Origin of the sequence: Amycolatopsis sp. cmx-11-51 (genome assembly GCF_047608665.1) — a bacterium.
Lineage (GTDB): Bacteria > Actinomycetota > Actinomycetes > Mycobacteriales > Pseudonocardiaceae > Amycolatopsis.
The window spans coordinates 380,088-397,111 of record NZ_JADNQO010000005.1 but is presented as its reverse complement, the minus strand read 5'-3'; the positions used below and the strand labels follow the sequence as shown (position 1 = coordinate 397,111).

Below are 17,024 nucleotides of genomic sequence, written 5' to 3'. Positions count from 1 at the left end.
CGGTACTTGCGCGTGCAATTACCGCAATCAGTCCTCTAGTTGCGACAGCAGCCAGGAGTGGAACTCGCCGATGTGGTGCTCGGACGGCATCAGCACCCCGCCGCCGCGGTAGGCACGGGACGCCATCGCGGGTTGGCAGCGTTCGCACGCGTCGAAGTCCTGCTCGTTGACGCGGTGGAACAACTCGACCGATCGCGACACGTCCCGGCCTGACGCCATGACCTCCTTCGAGTACAGCCAGTCGCATTCGACGACCGTCCTGTCCGGTGCGAGCGGGTACATCCGGTGGAAGATCACGTGGTCCGGCACCAGGTTCACGAACACCTGCGGCCGGATGGTGATCGCGTAGTACCGCCGGTCCTGTTCGCTCGCGACACCGTCGAGCCGCTCGAAGCCCGAGCCGCCACCGATGGTGAACCCGTCGACGTCGTCGCCGAATTCGGCACCGTGCCCGACGTAGTACTGCACCGCGTATCCGTCGGCGAACTCCGGCAGCACTTCGGTCAGTTCCGGGTGGATCGTCGCGCAGTGATAGCACTCCATGAAGTTCTCGACGATCAGCTTCCAGTTCGCCTTGACGTCGTAGGTGATCCGCCGCCCGACCGAAAGCCCGTCCAGTCCGTAGCGCTCGATCGATTCCAGGTCGCCCAGCCGCTCCCGCACCGCGCCTTCGACGTCGGCCTCGAACGACGGCGGGTCCGCGGCGAGGCAGATCCACGCGTAACCCAGCCACTCCCGGAGGCGCACCGTATGCAGCCCGTACTCGGCGCGGGAGATGTCCGCCAGGTTCGCCAGATTCGGCGCCGCGATCAGCTTTCCGTCGAGTCCGTACGTCCACGCGTGGTACAGGCACTGGAACGCGCGATTTACCGTGCCCGTCTCTTCCGTGCACAACCTGGCCCCGCGATGGCGGCAGACGTTGAGGAACGCCCGCAGCCCGCCGTCCCGGCCCCGGCTGACGATGACGCTCTCGCGTCCTGTCCGGACGGTCCGGAAGTCGCCGGCCGACGGCAGGTCCGCCGAACGCACGGCGCAGAACCAACCGCGCTCGAAGATCTTTTCCTGCTCTGCCGCGAAGATCCCGGGATCGGTGTAGTAGCCGCCACCCAGCGTCGGGATCAGGCTGGACGGCTGTTCGGTTCGCGTCAACTCGGCACTCCCGTCAACCGGGCGGGATCGAACAGGGCGATCGGATGCTCGGTGGTGCCGTCGACCACCAGGTCCGCGAGTACCTCACCGACCACCGGCACGAATTTGAAACCGTGCCCGGAGAACCCGCAGGCGATCACCACGCGATCGCGGGTGGGATGGCGGGAGATGACGAAATGCTCGTCGGGGGTGTTCGTGTACAGGCAGGTCGCCGCGCGCCGGAACCAGCCGGGGAGCGACGGCATCTTCCCTCCGACGAAATCTGAGATCTCGTCGACCTCTTCGGCGTGCACCGTCCGGTCGATGGTCTCCGGCGTGCACGTCTCACCGCCGCGGAAGAACGCGACCTTGACGCTCCCGGCGTCGTCGTGCGAGGGGAAGCCGTAGAACTGGCGGCCGTTCTCGCCCTCCCAGACGTAGATCGGATGCCGCTCCGCGCGGAACGGCTCCGCCCCGCCCGAGGGCGCGAACCAGTACTGGACCTGGCGTTCGATGGTGAAGTCGATCCCGAGTTCGGTGAGCAGCCGTGGCGCCCAGGCACCAGGGCAGATCACCAGTTGTTCCGCCGTGTAGAAGTTCCGCGACGTCCCGACCCGGACACCGGTGGACGTCTGGTGCCACGAAAGGACTTTCTCCTCGTGACGCAGTTCCGCCCCGGCACGCGCGGCCAGTTGGAGATGCGCCGCCACACTGCCTTCCGGCACCACGAAACCGGCGTTCTCCTCGTACAGCGCGATCTCGCCGTCGGTGGGGTTCATCGTCGGGAACCGGCGCCGGACCTCGGACGCGTCCCAGATCTCGTGCGGCAGGCCCCATCGCCGGGCGCTGGCGAGACTTCCCGTCACCGTCCGCGAATCCGGGCCGCCGAGCATGATCCCGCCACAGCGGGTGAAGATCTTCCTGCCGGAGTCACGTTCGATCCCGTCCCACAGTTCGTGCGCCCGCACCAGGAGCGGGACATACGCGGGGTCCTCGAAGTACGCCTGCCGCGTGATCCGCGAACCGCCGTGGCTGGAACCGAGGTTGTGCACCGGTGCGAACTGGTCGATGCCCAGCACCCGCTGTCCTCGCCGGGCGAGCCGGTACGCGGCCGCGCTGCCCATGCCACCGAGGCCGATGACGATGACGTCGTAGTGGCTCATGCGGCACTCCTGATCCGGGTCAGGCCGGCGTCGAACAGCGGCTCACTCGCCACGACGGCGGGGAACCGCTCGCCGAAGTACTCGATCTCCAGTGGCCTGCCCGGCACCGACAGTTCCGCCGGAAGCCAGGCATACGCGATGTTCTTGCCGACCGTGTACCCATAGGCGGCGCTGGTGACGTAGCCGACGGGGCGGCCGTCGGCGTACACTGGTTCCTTGCCGAGTACGACGGAATACGGATCGTCGACGGTGAGGCAGGTCAGTTTCCTGGTGACCGTTTCCGCCGAGCGGCCGGCCAGCGCGTCCCGCCCGATGAAGTAGCCCTTGTCCATCCGGACGGCGAATCCGAGCCCCGCCTCGTACGGATCATGCTCGGCGGTGACGTCCGTACCCCACAGGCGATAGCCCTTTTCCAGCCGCATGCTGGAGAACGCGTCGCGTCCGGCGGCGATGACGCCGTGCGCCTGCCCGGCGTCGGAGAGCGTGTCCCACAGTTCGCGGCCGAGGTCGGCGCTCGTGTACAGCTCCCAGCCGAGTTCGCCGACATAGGACAGTCGCATCGCGGTCACCGGTACTTGGCCGACGTACGCCTGCTTCGTCGTGAAGTAGCCCATCGCCCTGTGTGAGAAGTCCGTTGTGGACAGTGGTTGCAGGACGGCCCTGGCGAGCGGTCCCCACAGGCCGATGCAGCAGGTGCCCGGCGTCGTCTCGTGGATCTGCGCGGCGCCGTCGCGGGGCAGGTGCCGCCGGAGCCAGTCGACGTCGATGGCGCTGTTGACACCCACCTGGAATCGCTCGGCACCGATCCGGGCGACGGTCAGGTCGCTGCGCACGCCGCCGTCCTCGTCGAGCAACAGCGTGTACGTGACCGAGCCCGGTTTCTTGTCGAGCTGGTTCGTGGTCATCGTCTGCAGGAACGGCAACGCGCCAGGACCGGTGACCTCGACGCGTTTCAGCGACGTCATGTCGAACATCGCGACCCGTCGCCGCGCCACCAGTGCTTCGGCGCCGCCGATCGGGGACCAGTGGCGCGCGGCCCAGTCGTTGCGTGGCGGGATGCTCTCCACTTCGGGCAGGTTCACGTTCGCCTCGTACCAGTGCGGCCGCTCCCAGCCGCTCGCTTCGAGGAAGTGCGCGCCGAGCCCGGCCTGCCGCTCGTAGAACGGGCTCGTCCGTAGTGGCCGCGGTTCCGCCATGGGTTGCAAGGGATGGACGACGTCGTAGACCTCGACGAAGCTCTGGCAACTGCGGGCCAGCACGTAGTCCGGGGCCAGCTGGACCGGCTCGAACCGGGCGAGGTCGCAACCGTGCAGGTCCGTGCCGGGCTGCCCGTCGACCAGCCAGCGCGCCATGGCCCGCGCGACCCCGGCCGAATGCGTGATCCAGACGGCTTCGGCGACCCAGAACCCGCCGAGGCCGGGGTGCTCGCCCAGCAACGGCATCCCGTCCGGGGTGAACGAGAACAGGCCGTTGATGCCCTCTTCGACCTTGGTCTCGCCCAGCGGCGGCAGCAGGCCGACGGCGGCGGCCCAGGACTCCTCGAAGTCCGCGGGCGTGAACGCGAGTTCCGACGGCATACCCTCACCGGCGCCGATCTCTTTGGCGGGCATCGGCATCGGCCGGTGCCCGTACGCGCCGATGCCGATCCGGTCGCCGTGCTCGCGAAAGTAGAGGTCGGCGTCCTGGTGCCGCAGGATCGGCCGGGTCGCACCGGTGAGCCCCGGCAGGGGACCGGTGCGCGCGTACTGGTGCGCCATCGGGACCAACGGGATCGCGAGGTCCACCAGTTCGCCGAGCACCGGGCCCCACATCCCGGCGCACGAGAGCACGATGTCCGCGCGGAAGCTCCCGGTCTCGGTGGTGACACCGGTGACCCGGCCGCCCGCGCTTTCGACGCCGACGACCTTCTGGCGTGCCAGGAACTTCGCGCCGCGCCCGATCGCGCGGCGGGCCTGCGCCTCGGCCGCCCGCAGCGGTTCGGCCAGGCCGTCGGAGGGAATGTGGAACCCGCCGAGGACCTTGGCCTGATCGAGCAGCGGATGCAACGCGGCGCATTCGTCCGGCCCGATCAGCCTGCTTTCGACGCCCGACGCGGTCGCCCAGCCGTGCCGCCGCTTGAGATCGGCGAGCCGCTCGGGCGTCGTGGCCACCTCCAGCCCGCCGAGCGGCCGGAAACACGGTCGGCCGTCGAGATCGAGCGCGCCGTATTTGGCGACGGTGTACTGGGCGAATCCGGTCATCGCGGCGCAACCGCTGGTCTGGAAGACCAGGCCGGGGGCGTGCGAACTGGATCCGCCGGTCGCGAACAGGTCACCCTGCTCCAACACGGTGAGATCGGTCCAGCCGCGTTCGGTCAGTTCGTCGGCGATCGCGCAGCCGACGATGCCGGCGCCGATCACGACCACGCGGGGTCTGGGGGCCATGGTGAGGGGAACCTCCTGCCTGCCCACAGTGTCCACAAGGGACACAGGGCATCGGCGTGACAGGCGCTGTTGCGGATGAGGCACGGTGTTCCGTCTTCAGCAACAAAGTGCGGCACGTGCGGGCACGCTGTCAAGAGCCCGAAACGGTCGCCCTCTTCAACCCGTGCGTGTAATGAACGGGACTTTCCTCGCAAAAATTGAGATGAAAGCCCCGTTCATCTCACTCGGCGGGGGCGTGACAGGGCCGGTCACCTCACTCCGCGAAATACCCCAGCTGAGCCGAGAGATCCGCGGAGGCCTCCGTCAGTGGCCGCACGATCTGCCGCACCCGCTGTTTCGAAAGCCGGTACGACGGACCGGAAGCGCTCATCGCCGCGACGACATCGCCGCCGGGGCCGAGTACCGGCACCGCGACCGCGTGCATCCCCAGCTCCAGTTCCTCGAAACAGGCCGCGTACCCGTCCTCGGTGACACGCTCCAGTTCGGCGGTCAGCTCGTCCGGGTCGACCGTGGTCCGCGGCGTGAACCGTTCGAGTTTCCGTCGGAGCAAGCGTTTGCGCTCGACGTCGCCCAGGTACGCGAGCAGCACCTTCCCGCTGGAGGTCGCGTGCAGCGGGGTGCGCTGGCCGGTCCAGTTCTGCGTGCTGATCGCGGCCGAACCGCGGGCCTGGCTGATGTTGATCGCGACCCCGTCGTCGGCGATCGCGATGTTGACCGTCTCGCCGAGCGTCTCGGCCAGGCCCTGGCACGTTCGCCTGCCCAGTTTCGCCAGGTCCATGCGGCCGGTGGCGGCGCCGGCGAGCCGGACGACGCCGAAGCCGATCGCGTACTTCCCCCGTTCGCCGAGCTGCTCGACGAGGCCGCGGTTCTCCAGGACGCTCAGCAGCCGGGAGGCCGTCGACTTGTGCACGCCGAGTTCACCCGCGATCTCGGTGATCCCCGTTTCCCCGTTGCGTGCCAGCAGTTCCAGCACGCTGATCGCGCGGTCGACGGACTGTACCTGGCTGGGCGTTGCGTTCCCCGCGTTCTGGTTCCGCATGACGCAACAGTAGCCGTTTCGCCCGCATCCGCTCGGCTGAGTGGGCGAATCCCTTGACGCACCGGCCCCTCGGGAGCAATTGTTGCGCAGAGCACGTCTCGTCTCGTAATACGCAACATCAACAAACCGTCGGTCCTTTCCCGGAGGCCCCGATGATCCGTGCCTGCTCCGTCTCCGAACTGCCCGAGGGCGAGGCTCTCCGGCTGGAGGGCCCCGTGCCCGTCTCGGTCTTCCACGCCGAAGGCGGCTTCTACGCCCTTGATGACACCTGCACTCACCAGGACGCGTCGCTCGCCGACGGCTGGATCGAGGACTGCTTCGTCGAATGCCCGCTGCACGCCGCGCGGTTCGACCTGCGGACCGGCGTCCCGGTCAGCCTGCCCGCGAAGAACGCCGTGCGCACGTACCCGGTCGTCGTCGACGACGGGGTGATCTACGTAGACACCGAGGCGCGCCGGGAAATTGCTTGAGAACCATCGCCGTCGTCGGGACCTCGCTGGCGGGACTCCGTTCGGCGCAGGAGTTGCGCTCGCAGGGTTTCGACGGACGGCTGGTGATGATCGGCGCCGAAGCGCCGTACGACCGGCCGCCGCTGTCGAAGGACTTCTTGCTGGGCAGGGTTTCCGTCGCGGACCTCGCCCTCGCCGGGCAAGACGACCTCGACGCGCTCGACGCGGAATGGCATCTCGGCGTCCGTGTCGAGAAGCTCGGCCGCGACGGCGTGACACTCGACGACGGCACCATGATCACCGCCGACGGCTACGTCATCGCGACCGGCGCGGCCGCCAGAACCCTTGACGCGGCAAGGAATCTGAAAGGTGTTCACACCTTGCGGACGCTCGATGACGCCGTCTCGCTGAAGCGGGATCTCACGGCCGGGCCGTCTTCGGTGGTCGTCATCGGCGCGGGGTTCATCGGCGCGGAGGTCGCGTCCGCCTGCCGTCTGCTCGGCCACGACGTCACCGTGATCGAGGCGATGCCCGTCCCGCTCGCCCCGGTCGTCGGCCCGGAAATGGGCACGGTGTGCGGTGGATTGCACGCGGAAAGCGACGTCCGGTTGATCGCGGGTGCGCCCGTCGCCGGGTTCGCCGGAGCCGATCGCGTCACCGGCGTGCGGCTCGCGGACGGCAGGGAGATCCCGGCGGATCTCGTCGTCGCCGGAGTGGGGGCGCGGCCGGTCACCGAATGGCTGACCGGTTCCGGGCTCGCCGTCGACGACGGGGTGCTGGTCGATTCCGGCTGTGTCACAGCGAATCCCCGAGTGATCGCGGTGGGTGACGTCGCGCGATACCGCTGCCGTCTGCGCGGGAGGCGGATCCGCGCCGAACACTGGACGGCCGCGAACGAGCAGGCGGGCGTGGCGGTCACGAACCTGCTCGCCGGCGCGACCGTCACGCATTTCGCACGACACGGTTACTTTTGGTCCGATCAGTACGGGCACCGGATCCAGTTCGCCGGAGTGGCCACAGAAGACGTGCGGATCGTCGAAGGCGATGTCGAGGCGAAGCGTTTCGTCGCGACCTATCACCGCGAAGACGCACTGGCCGGCGTCTTCGCGATCGACTCGCCACGGCCGTTCACCAGGCTCCGGCGTGCGCTCTAGAGGCCGAAGACCCTACTCGGATGGAGCAATTTGCCCGTTTCGATGATCTTTCTGGTGGTCACATCGCCGGGTCGCGCGCTCGTGCGGGGAAACTAGTGCGAACATAGGTTTATGAAGGCACGTGTTCTGGTCGTCGACGACGACCCTGCTCTCGCGGAGATGCTCACCATCGTGCTGCGTGGGGAGGGGTTCGACACAGCCGTCGTGGCCGACGGCTCACGGGCGCTGCCCGCGCTTCGTGAGCTGAAACCGGACTTGGTCCTCCTCGACCTCATGCTGCCCGGGATGAACGGCATCGACGTCTGCAAGGCGATCCGGGCCGAGTCCGGCGTGCCGATCGTCATGCTCACCGCCAAGAGCGACACCGTGGACATCGTCCTCGGGCTCGAATCGGGGGCCGACGACTACGTGGTCAAGCCCTTCAAGCCGAAGGAACTCGTGGCCCGCGTCCGCGCCCGGATGCGCCGCACCGAGGCCGAGCCCGCCGAGTCGCTGACGATCGGCGACCTCGCGATCGACGTCCCCGGTCACGAGGTGACGCGGGAGGGCAAGGCCATCCCGCTGACCCCGCTGGAGTTCGACCTCCTGGTCGCGCTCGCGCGGAAGCCGCGGCAGGTGTTCACCCGCGAGGTGCTGCTCGAGCAGGTGTGGGGTTACCGCCACGCCGCCGACACCCGCCTGGTGAACGTGCACGTCCAGCGTCTGCGCTCGAAGGTGGAGAAGGACCCGGAACACCCCGAGGTGGTGTTGACCGTTCGCGGCGTCGGGTACAAGGCAGGCCCGCCGTGATCACCCCATGAGAGGACGCTTGCCAAAGCTCGCCCAAGCCACGATGCGCCACCTCCGGCGCATCGTGGTTTTCGTGCGCCGCAAGGTCGTCTCGTTCAACGAACTGTGGCGGCATTCGCTGCAGTTCCGGGTCACGGTGTCGACGCTGGCGCTGTCTTCGGCCGTGGTGTTCGTGCTGGGCATGGTGCTGCAGAACCAGATCACCGAACGGCTGGTCGAGACCAAGCAGAACGCGGCGATCGCCCAGACCAGGGCGGTCGTCGAGACCGCGGCCAGTGAACTGGTCGGCGTCGGCACGGAAAGCCCGGAAGCGCTGACAGCGCGAATGAACAACGCGCTGAAGAAGATCTCCAGCACGACGACCTCGCAGGACGGCGCCGGATCGGCCGCGGGCACCTTCGAGCCGGTGCTGGCCGCGGGCGGGCGTGATCAGTCGAGCCGTCCGGTGGCCGCCGGTCCCTACGAAAAGGTGCCTGTCCGGCTGCGCCAGTTCGTGGAGACCGAGCAGGTCAGCCACCTGACCCACACGGTCGCCGAACCGGACGGCGGCAAGACGACGTACCTGATCGTCGGCGCCCCGGTGTCGACGACGATCAACCCGCTCCAGCTCTATCTGCTGTACCCGCTCACCAGCGAGCAGAACACCGTCTCGACCGTGCAGAACACGCTGCTCGTCGGCGGTCTCGTGCTGCTGCTCCTGCTGGCCGGGATCACGAACCTGGTCACCCGGCAGGTGGTCCGGCCGGTCCGGCAGGCCGCCGCGGCGGCCGAACAGTTCGCGGGCGGAGACCTGGACCAGCGGCTCGCCGTGCTCGGTGAGGACGATCTGGCCAAACTCGCCGTGTCCTACAACGGGATGGCCGCGAGCATCCAGCGGCAGATCCGCCAGCTGGAGGATTTCGGCGGCCTGCAGCGCAGGTTCACCTCCGACGTCTCGCACGAACTGCGCACCCCGCTGACCACCGTCCGGATGGCGGCCGACGTGCTGCACGCGTCACGCGAGCAGTTCCCGGCGGGGCTCGCCCGCTCCACCGAACTGCTGGTCGACGAACTCGACCGGTTCGAGGCCCTGCTCGGCGACCTGCTGGAGATCAGCAGGCTCGACGCCGGTGTCGAGGAGCTCTCGGCGGAACTGATCGACGTCCGGCCGATCGCGACAAGGGCCGTCGAACAGGTCCGGGTGATCGCCGGCAACGCGGGCAGTTCGGTCGAGCTGGTGCTGCCGGACGAGGAGGCGTCGGCCGAGGTCGACGCGCGCCGCGTCGAGCGGATCCTGCGTAACCTGCTGGCCAACGCGGTGGACCACAGCGAGGGGAACCCAGTGGTGCTGACACTGGCGGTCAACGAGACCGCCGTCGCCATCACCGTGCGCGACCGCGGTGTCGGGCTCCATCCCGGCGAGGCGGAACTGGTGTTCAACCGGTTCTGGCGTGCCGACCCGTCCCGCAACCGCCGGACCGGCGGCACCGGGCTCGGCCTCGCGATCAGCCAGGAGGACGCCAGGCTGCACGGCGGCGTGCTCGACGCGTGGGGCGAGACCGGCTACGGCGCCTGTTTCCGGCTCGTGCTGCCGCGGCAGCAGGACACGCCGATGGGGGAGAGCCCGCTGGTCCTGCCGCCGCCCGAGCACAAGGTGACCGACCCGCATGGTTCGCCGTCCGGACTGCTCGAAGTCCGCCCGGCGCCCGACGCGATCCTCGCCGAACCCGAGGAGGTCGGCCGGTGAAGCGGCTGCTGACCCTGCTCGCGGTGTTCCTGCTGGTCGCCGGATGCGCGAACATCCCGCTCGAATCCCAGCCCATCGTCGTCCCCGGGGACAAACCCGCGCAGGCGCCGGTGGACGTCCCCGAACCGCAGGCCGGGATCGACTCGCTGACCGTCACCCGCCAGTTCATCCGCAACTCCGCGACGCCGGGCACGGCCAACGCCGACGCACGGGTCTACCTCGACGACGAAGCCCGGCGGAACTGGAAGCCGTCGCCGGGGCTGACGATCATCGACGACACCTTCGGCACCGTCTACGACACCTCGTCGCCGTCGGGGAACCCGGACGAGCAGGTGGTGAACGTCCGCGGGTTCAAACTCGGCAACCTGAGTCCCGACAGCGCGTTCATCCCGGTGAAGGCCGAGTACTCGCAGCAGTACAAGCTGCGGAAGCAGCCGAACGGCCAGTGGCGGATCGTGGATCCGCCGCAGGAACTCGCCATCACCGACGAGGATTTCGCGCGCAGCTACTTCCGGGTGCCGATCAGCTTCTACTCGCCCGACTCCGGCGCTTTCGTCCCCGACCTCCGGTACATCGCGGCGAAACCACAGGCCGGGCTGCCGGGCCGGGTGATGGACCTGGTGCTGCAGGGCCCGTCGGAAGGATTGAAGGGCGCGGTCAAGGACCTGCTCGGCGGCCAGGTCACCACCGATACCAACGTGCGCAGCACGGACGACGGCACACTGGACATCAACCTGACCGGGATCGGCGGGGCCAGCCTCGCGGACCGGAACCTGATCGCCGCGCAAATCGTCCTCTCGTTGCAGACGGTGACACTGAGCCGGATCCGGTTGCTAGCCGACGGCACCGCGCTGGTGCCGGACCACGAATACTGGCGTTCCAACGAAATTCCCGCGTACAACACGGACATCGCCCCCAACTCGGAGCTGAAGGGGCTGATGACCGTGAACGGGCGGGTCCGGTCGCTCGGTGACGGGGCGCCGGTCGACGGGCCTGCCGGCAACGGCGGGTACAAGGTCATCAGCGGTGCGCAGTCCGTCGACGGCAAACGGCTCGCGGTGGTCGAAGAGCGCGACGGCAGGCAGTGGCTCCGGGTCGGCGACCTCGGCCGCGACCTCGCCTCGGTGGACCTGTTCGGCGGCAGCCTGAGCCGCCCCACCTGGCGGCCGGTCGCCCGCGGCGGCGGGGTTTCGGGCGAGGTCTGGACGGTCGTCGACCACAACACCGTCGCCAGGGTCACGCTGGCCGCGGACGGGCGCTGGGTGAAGGCAGGCGTCGACGCGACCATGCTCACCGGACTCGGTCAGGTCACCGAACTGCGCCTTTCCCGCGACGGGTCCAGGCTGGCCGCGGTGGTCAACGGGCAGCTGGTGGTCGCGTCGATCGAGCGGACCGCGGACTCGGTGGCGCTGCGGTCTCCGCGGAAGCTGCAGGAACGCGACCTCAAGGACGTCGTCGACGTCGACTGGGCGACCCAGGATCACCTGATCGTCGCGACGTCGTCGAGCACGCTGCCGGTGGTCAAGGTTCCGCTGGACGGGCAGCGGATGGACACCTTCAACAGCTCGAACCTGACCCCGCCGGTGCACGGTGTCACCGCCGCGCCGAGCAGGCAGAACCTGGTCGCGGACGCGGGTGGGCTGTGGGTGGCCTCCGAGCTGGGCGAGGTCTGGCGGCCGCAGGCGCATACGGTCACCGACGCGGACCCGTTCTATCCAGGCTGAGTAGCTTTCGCGTGCTTGGGTGGGAGGAGCGGGCTCGGACCGAGCCTCACCCCCCGGAGGCCGTCGCAGCCTGGCGGGTGAGGCTGTGTGGAAATAGAGACGTTGAGTGTCCCTATTTCCACACAGCCCTCCTGCTTCGCCCACCCTCCGCGGGAGCAGGAGGGCGACCAGGCGCCGGTGACTGTTGAGCCCGGCGGGTCGTAAGTACTGGCGTGGAGCGGTCCAGGTCGCGAAAGCCGCGTTCGCAACAGCTCCTCGCGCGAGCACCTGCCAAAGACGGCCACCCTGCGCGGGCTGTCCTGGCGGCGCCGACCGAACGATCGTGCCTTTCTCCTCAACTGGCATCCCGGGCGCGGCCTCGGGAACCGGAGCCTTCTCCTCGACTGCTGTCATGAAAGGTCTTCTTAGGACGAAATGGGTCCTCAGCGGAACTCTCATGACACGACGGGCCCCGGAACTGTCGGTCCGCGCCGCGATCCTCGACGGCATGTCCGACCTCTTGGATCTCCTCATCCCCGCCCGCTGCGCGTCCTGCGGGGCACCCGGTGCCCCCTGCTGCGCGACCTGTCAGACCGCTTGGGGTTCGCTCAGCGAGATCACCCGCGCCCCGACGGTCGGTCTCGTGCCCGTTTACGCACTGGCCCGTTACGCCGACGAAGCCCGCCGCCTGATCCTCGCCTATAAGGAACGTGGCCGTCGTGACCTCGCGCCGTCCTTGGGCAGAGCCCTCGCCGAAGCTCTGCCGCATCTGCCCGAGCAGGGTGTGGCACCCTGCCTCGTCCCGGTCCCGTCGAGACGGTCCGCCTCGCGTGTCCGAGGTGGCCCCCATGTCCAGCGCATGGCCGAAGAATGCGCGAAAGTGCTGGTGAGTAAGGGAAAACCGGCAACAGTGGCCCCGGTTCTCAAACTCGAGGCCGGGGTCCGCGACGCCGCGAGGCTCACCCGCGCCGAGCGGGCGGTGAACCTCGACGGCCGCGTCAGCCTGGTCCCGGGGGCCTGCCCCGCACGGGTCATTCTTCTTGACGACGTGATCACAACCGGAGCGACGGCCGCCGCTTGCGCGCGTCTGTTGGACATAAGCGGAATTCACGTTTCCGCGGTGGTGGCACTGGCCGCCGCCGGGTGATCAAGGGGTCACCTACAAGAGTGGTTAATGCTCGGGAACGGGAATGGGCACAAGGGCGTTGACGGGATATGAGGCAGCTTCCGGGGAACACTCCGACGGCCCGCCACCCCACCGGGGTGGCGGCGGATTCCCCCGGCGGCGTCACCCTCGGCTTTTTCCTGTCCGAAGGCTTGCGCCGTCCGCGTGAAAACAAGTCACCGGGACGACGCCCGGCAGGCCGGATTGTCCCGCTGGACGCACCGCCGTCGTCGCGTGCGGTAACGAGGTCTCACGTCCTGATATCCCCCGGCTCGGGGGCTGTTGCTCGCGGCGTGTTACAGCTAACGTGCAGCGCTATCAGCAATCCCGGCAGGCAGGGAGGTGACCAGCCCATGTCCCTGGCGCCGGAGCCGCGCTGAGTCCGCGCTCGGACATCCGACACGAGACGTCGTGGCCGCATGCCGAGTTCCCTCATCGCCCGCGATTCGGGCTTCGTCCCCGCATTACCGGCGCCCTGGTGAACACATCTACAGCTCGCAGTCATTTCAGCGAGGGAGGTCGTGTATGGACATCGTCATTAAGGGCCGCAACGTCGAGGTGCCCGACCACTATCGGGCACTCGTCAGCGAAAAGCTGGCCCGGCTAGAGCGCTACGACAAGAAGGTCATCCGTTACGACGTGGAGCTCTTCCATGAGCCCAATCGCCGGCAGTCGAAGAACTGCCAGCGCGTCGAAATCACCGGGAAGGGCAGGGGCCCCGCCGTACGCGCCGAAGCGTGTGCAGGCGACTTCTACGCAGCGCTGGATTCCGCTCTGAACAAGCTCGAGAACAGACTGCGGAAGACACACGACCGCCGGCGCGTGCACTACGGCCGCAGCCGCCCGGAATCCGTCGCCGAGGCGACTTCGATGGCGGCCGCCGGTGGCATGACCACCGACACCCGGCATCTCGCGGGTACCGCGGTGCTCGAAGCGCCCGAGGCCGAACCCATGGCCAACGGTTTCGCTGTCGAGAGCGGTGACGACTTCGAGATGCCCCAGCAGCGCTGGGATGACGGGGTGACCGAACATCAGCCCGGTCGCGTCGTCCGCGAGAAGAAACACGACGCGGACCCCATGACGGTCGATCAGGCTCTCTACGAGATGGAACTGGTCGGTCACGACTTCTACCTGTTCAACGACTCCGACGCCGGATGCCCGAGCGTCGTCTACCGGAGGCGAGGCTTCGACTACGGCGTCATCCGGCTGGGTTAGCCGGAGGCCTCCGACCCCCCTATCGCCCATGACGGCGGCCCGCACGTGGATCGCGTGCGGGCCGCCGCCGTGTCCGGCGCCCCAGGTCCCGACGGACGGTGCGTGCGCGAACACCGAGGTGTTCCCTACGATGGGGGTCGGACGGCGGTGCGTAACCCGGCGCCGCCGCACAAGACTGCCCGGGATCGGCTCGGGTGCGATCACAATCAGCTAGTGAGGTCGACCGGATGGTGCTGAACCGCCTGCTCCGCGCGGGCGAGGGCAAGATGGTGAAGCGGCTGCGCAACATCGCCGATCACATCAACACCCTCGAAGACGACGTCAAGGGACTTTCGGACACCGCGCTGCGGGCCAAGACCGACGAGTTCCGTAAGCGGAACGCGGACGGCGAGTCACTCGACGACCTCCTGCCAGAGGCGTTCGCGGTGGCGAGGGAGGCGGCCTGGCGCGTGCTCGGCCAGCGGCCCTACGACGTCCAGGTGATGGGTGGCGCGGCGCTGCACCTCGGCCAGGTGTCCGAGATGAAGACCGGTGAGGGCAAGACCCTGACCCAGGTGCTTCCGGCGTACCTGAACGCGCTGTCCGGCAAGGGCGTGCACGTCATCACGGTGAACGACTACCTCGCCAAACGTGACGCCGAGTGGATGGGCCGTATCCACCGCTTCCTCGGCCTCGAGGTCGGCATCATCCTGGCCGACCAGACGCCGGAGGTCCGCCGTCAGCAGTACGGCGCCGACATCACGCACGGCACGAACAACGAGTTCGGCTTCGACTACCTCCGCGACAACATGGCGTGGAGCCTCGAGGACTGCGTGCAGCGTGGCCACAACTTCGCGATCGTCGACGAGGTCGACTCGATCCTCATCGACGAGGCCAGGACGCCGCTGATCATCTCCGGCCCGGCCGACCAGTCCTCGCGCTGGTATGTCGAGTTCGCCCGGATGACCCCGCTGATGAAGGCGGACATCCACTACGAGGTGGACATCCGCAAGCGCACCGTCGGTGTCACCGAGAAGGGTGTCGCCTTCGTCGAGGACCAGCTCGGCATCGACAACCTCTACGAGGCCGCGAACACGCCGCTGGTCGGCTACCTGAACAACGCGCTGAAGGTCAAAGAGCTCTACAAGCGCGACAAGGACTACATCGTTCGCGACGGCGAAGTCCTCATCGTCGACGAGTTCACCGGCCGCATCCTGCACGGGCGCCGCTACAACGAGGGCATGCACCAGGCGATCGAGGCGAAGGAAGGCGTCGAGATCAAGGCCGAGAACCAGACTCTCGCCACGATCACGCTGCAGAACTACTTCCGGCTCTACGACAAGCTGGCCGGCATGACCGGTACCGCCGAGACCGAGGCGGCCGAGTTCCACCAGACCTACAAGCTGGGTGTGGTGCCGATCCCGACCAACAAGCCGATGGTCCGCGCCGATCAGGCCGACCTCATCTACAAGACCGAGCAGGCCAAGTTCGAGGCCGTCGCCGAGGACATCGCCGAGCGGCACGAGAACGGCCAGCCGGTGCTGGTCGGCACCACGAGTGTCGAGAAGTCCGAGCACCTGTCGAAACTGCTGCTCAAGCTGGGTGTCCCGCACGAGGTCCTCAACGCCAAGCACCACGACCGGGAGGCGCTGATCGTCGCTCGCGCCGGTCGCAAGGGTGCGGTCACGGTCGCCACCAACATGGCGGGCCGCGGTACCGACATCGTGCTCGGCGGCAACCCGGACCTCATCGCCGACGAGGTGCTGCGCGAGCGCGGCCTCGACCCGGTGGAGCACTCCGAGGAGTACGAGGCCGCTTGGCCGAAGGTGCTCGAGGACATCCGGGCCGAGACGAGGGCCGAGGCCGACGAGGTCCGCGAGGCCGGCGGTCTGTACGTGCTCGGCACGGAGCGGCACGAGTCGCGCCGGATCGACAACCAGCTCCGCGGTCGTTCCGGCCGTCAGGGCGACCCGGGCGAGTCCCGGTTCTACCTCTCGCTCGGCGATGAGCTCATGCGCCGCTTCAACGCGACGATGGTCGAGCGGGTCATGACCACCATGCGGCTGCCGGACGACGTGCCGATCGAGCACAAGATGGTCTCCAAGGCGATCAAGAGCGCGCAGACGCAGGTCGAGCAGCAGAACATGGAGATCCGCAAGAACGTCCTCAAGTACGACGAGGTGATGAACGAGCAGCGCAAGGTGATCTACGCCGAGCGCCTGCGCGTCCTCGAGGGCGAGGATCTTCGCGAGCAGATCGAGCACATGCTGGTCGACGTCATCAACGCGTACGTCACCGAAGAGACCTCTTCGGGCTACGCCGAGGACTGGGACCACGAGAAGCTGTGGACGGCGCTCAAGACGCTGTACCCGGTCAAGGTCACTTGGAACGACCTCAACGCGGACGACGACCTCGACTCCGTAGCGCTGCGCCAAGCGCTGCTCGACGACGCCCACCGCGCGTACGACGAGCGCGAGGCCGAGATCGACGGCAAGGTCGGCGAAGGCGCGATGCGCAGCCTGGAGCGCCAGGTGATGCTCACCGTGCTCGACCGTAAATGGCGTGAGCACCTCTACGAGATGGACTATCTCAAGGAGGGCATCGGCATGCGGGCCCTGGCGCAGCGCGATCCGGTCATCGAGTACCAGCGCGAGGGCTACGACATGTTCCGCGCGATGCTGGAGTCGCTGAAGGAGGAGGCCGTCGGCTTCCTGTTCAACCTCCAGGTCGAGCAGGCCGAGCCCGCCGCGCCGTCGCCGGAGTCCGCGTCCGCGCTGCCCGCCGGTGTCGGCTCCGGGAACGGCCAGGCCGCCAACGGCGATGGACGGCACGCCCGCCCGACGCCTCCGCAGGGGCCGGCGACCGACACCGAATCCGTGCCGTCCGCCTTGCGGGGCAAGGGGCTCGGCGGCGGTTCGCAGTCCGGGCTGACCCTGTCGGGCCCGTCCGAGGACGGCGGCGTCGAGTCGCATTCGGACGGTGGCGACAGCGACGGCGGTGACCAGAGCGGAACCCGCCGGGAGCGTCGTGCCGCGCAGCGCGCCGCCCAGAAGAAGGGCAAGAAGGGCCCGCGCCGCTAAACGCAATGACA

Annotated in this window: 12 protein-coding genes; 8 read left to right on the top strand and 4 right to left on the bottom strand. The window is 68.3% G+C overall.

The genetic code is table 11. From position 1 onward, the window contains the following. Positions 1–27: 27 nt before the first annotated feature. From ACM6LU_RS21445 to ACM6LU_RS21430, 4 genes are all read right to left on the bottom strand, one after another. A complete protein-coding gene (locus ACM6LU_RS21445) occupies positions 28–1,149 on the bottom strand; it encodes an aromatic ring-hydroxylating oxygenase subunit alpha (protein ID WP_414939489.1) in 1,122 nt (373 codons plus the stop codon). Continuing rightward, positions 1,146–2,291: an N-methyl-L-tryptophan oxidase gene (gene solA, locus ACM6LU_RS21440; protein WP_414939488.1), complete on the bottom strand. Its 1,146-nt coding sequence runs from the start codon at positions 2,289–2,291 to the stop codon at positions 1,146–1,148. The genes ACM6LU_RS21445 and solA overlap by 4 nt, the downstream gene beginning before the upstream one ends. Next, entirely contained in the window at positions 2,288–4,714 is a 2,427-nt protein-coding gene (locus ACM6LU_RS21435) for a GcvT family protein (protein ID WP_414939487.1), read from the bottom strand. The genes solA and ACM6LU_RS21435 overlap by 4 nt, the downstream gene beginning before the upstream one ends. A gap of 253 nt (positions 4,715–4,967) precedes the next feature. Next, entirely contained in the window at positions 4,968–5,753 is a 786-nt protein-coding gene (locus ACM6LU_RS21430) for an IclR family transcriptional regulator (RefSeq protein WP_414939486.1), read from the bottom strand. Between the two features lie 152 nt (positions 5,754–5,905). Between ACM6LU_RS21430 and ACM6LU_RS21425 the strand changes: the two genes are divergently transcribed. The 8 genes from ACM6LU_RS21425 (at position 5,906) to secA (ending at position 17,013) form a co-directional block, all read left to right on the top strand. Beyond that, positions 5,906–6,223, top strand: a complete 318-nt coding sequence (locus tag ACM6LU_RS21425) for a bifunctional 3-phenylpropionate/cinnamic acid dioxygenase ferredoxin subunit (protein ID WP_414939485.1) — start codon at positions 5,906–5,908, stop codon at positions 6,221–6,223. Then, positions 6,220–7,356 carry an NAD(P)/FAD-dependent oxidoreductase gene (locus tag ACM6LU_RS21420; protein WP_414939484.1) on the top strand — a complete coding sequence of 379 codons (1,137 nt, stop codon included), beginning with the start codon at positions 6,220–6,222 and terminating at the stop codon, positions 7,354–7,356. Before ACM6LU_RS21425 ends, ACM6LU_RS21420 begins: the two co-directional genes overlap by 4 nt. A gap of 111 nt (positions 7,357–7,467) precedes the next feature. Beyond that, positions 7,468–8,145 (top strand): MtrAB system response regulator MtrA, encoded by a 678-nt coding sequence (gene mtrA, locus ACM6LU_RS21415; protein WP_005150760.1) that lies wholly within the window; start codon positions 7,468–7,470, stop codon positions 8,143–8,145. A gap of 43 nt (positions 8,146–8,188) precedes the next feature. After that, positions 8,189–9,871, top strand: coding sequence for an MtrAB system histidine kinase MtrB (gene mtrB, locus ACM6LU_RS21410; protein ID WP_414939566.1), 1,683 nt, complete (start codon positions 8,189–8,191; stop codon positions 9,869–9,871). Next, entirely contained in the window at positions 9,868–11,595 is a 1,728-nt protein-coding gene (locus ACM6LU_RS21405) for an LpqB family beta-propeller domain-containing protein (protein WP_414939483.1), read from the top strand. The genes mtrB and ACM6LU_RS21405 overlap by 4 nt, the downstream gene beginning before the upstream one ends. Before the next feature lie 487 nt (positions 11,596–12,082). Then, positions 12,083–12,721, top strand: coding sequence for a ComF family protein (locus ACM6LU_RS21400; protein ID WP_414939565.1), 639 nt, complete (start codon positions 12,083–12,085; stop codon positions 12,719–12,721). Positions 12,722–13,264: 543 nt separating this feature from the next. After that, entirely contained in the window at positions 13,265–13,954 is a 690-nt protein-coding gene (gene hpf / locus ACM6LU_RS21395; RefSeq protein ID WP_414939482.1) for a ribosome hibernation-promoting factor, HPF/YfiA family, read from the top strand. A 227-nt stretch (positions 13,955–14,181) separates the two neighbouring features. Then, the gene (gene secA / locus ACM6LU_RS21390; protein ID WP_414939481.1) at positions 14,182–17,013 is read left to right on the top strand and encodes a preprotein translocase subunit SecA; all 2,832 of its coding nucleotides are present in this window, start codon (positions 14,182–14,184) and stop codon (positions 17,011–17,013) included. Positions 17,014–17,024: the final 11 nt, after the last annotated feature.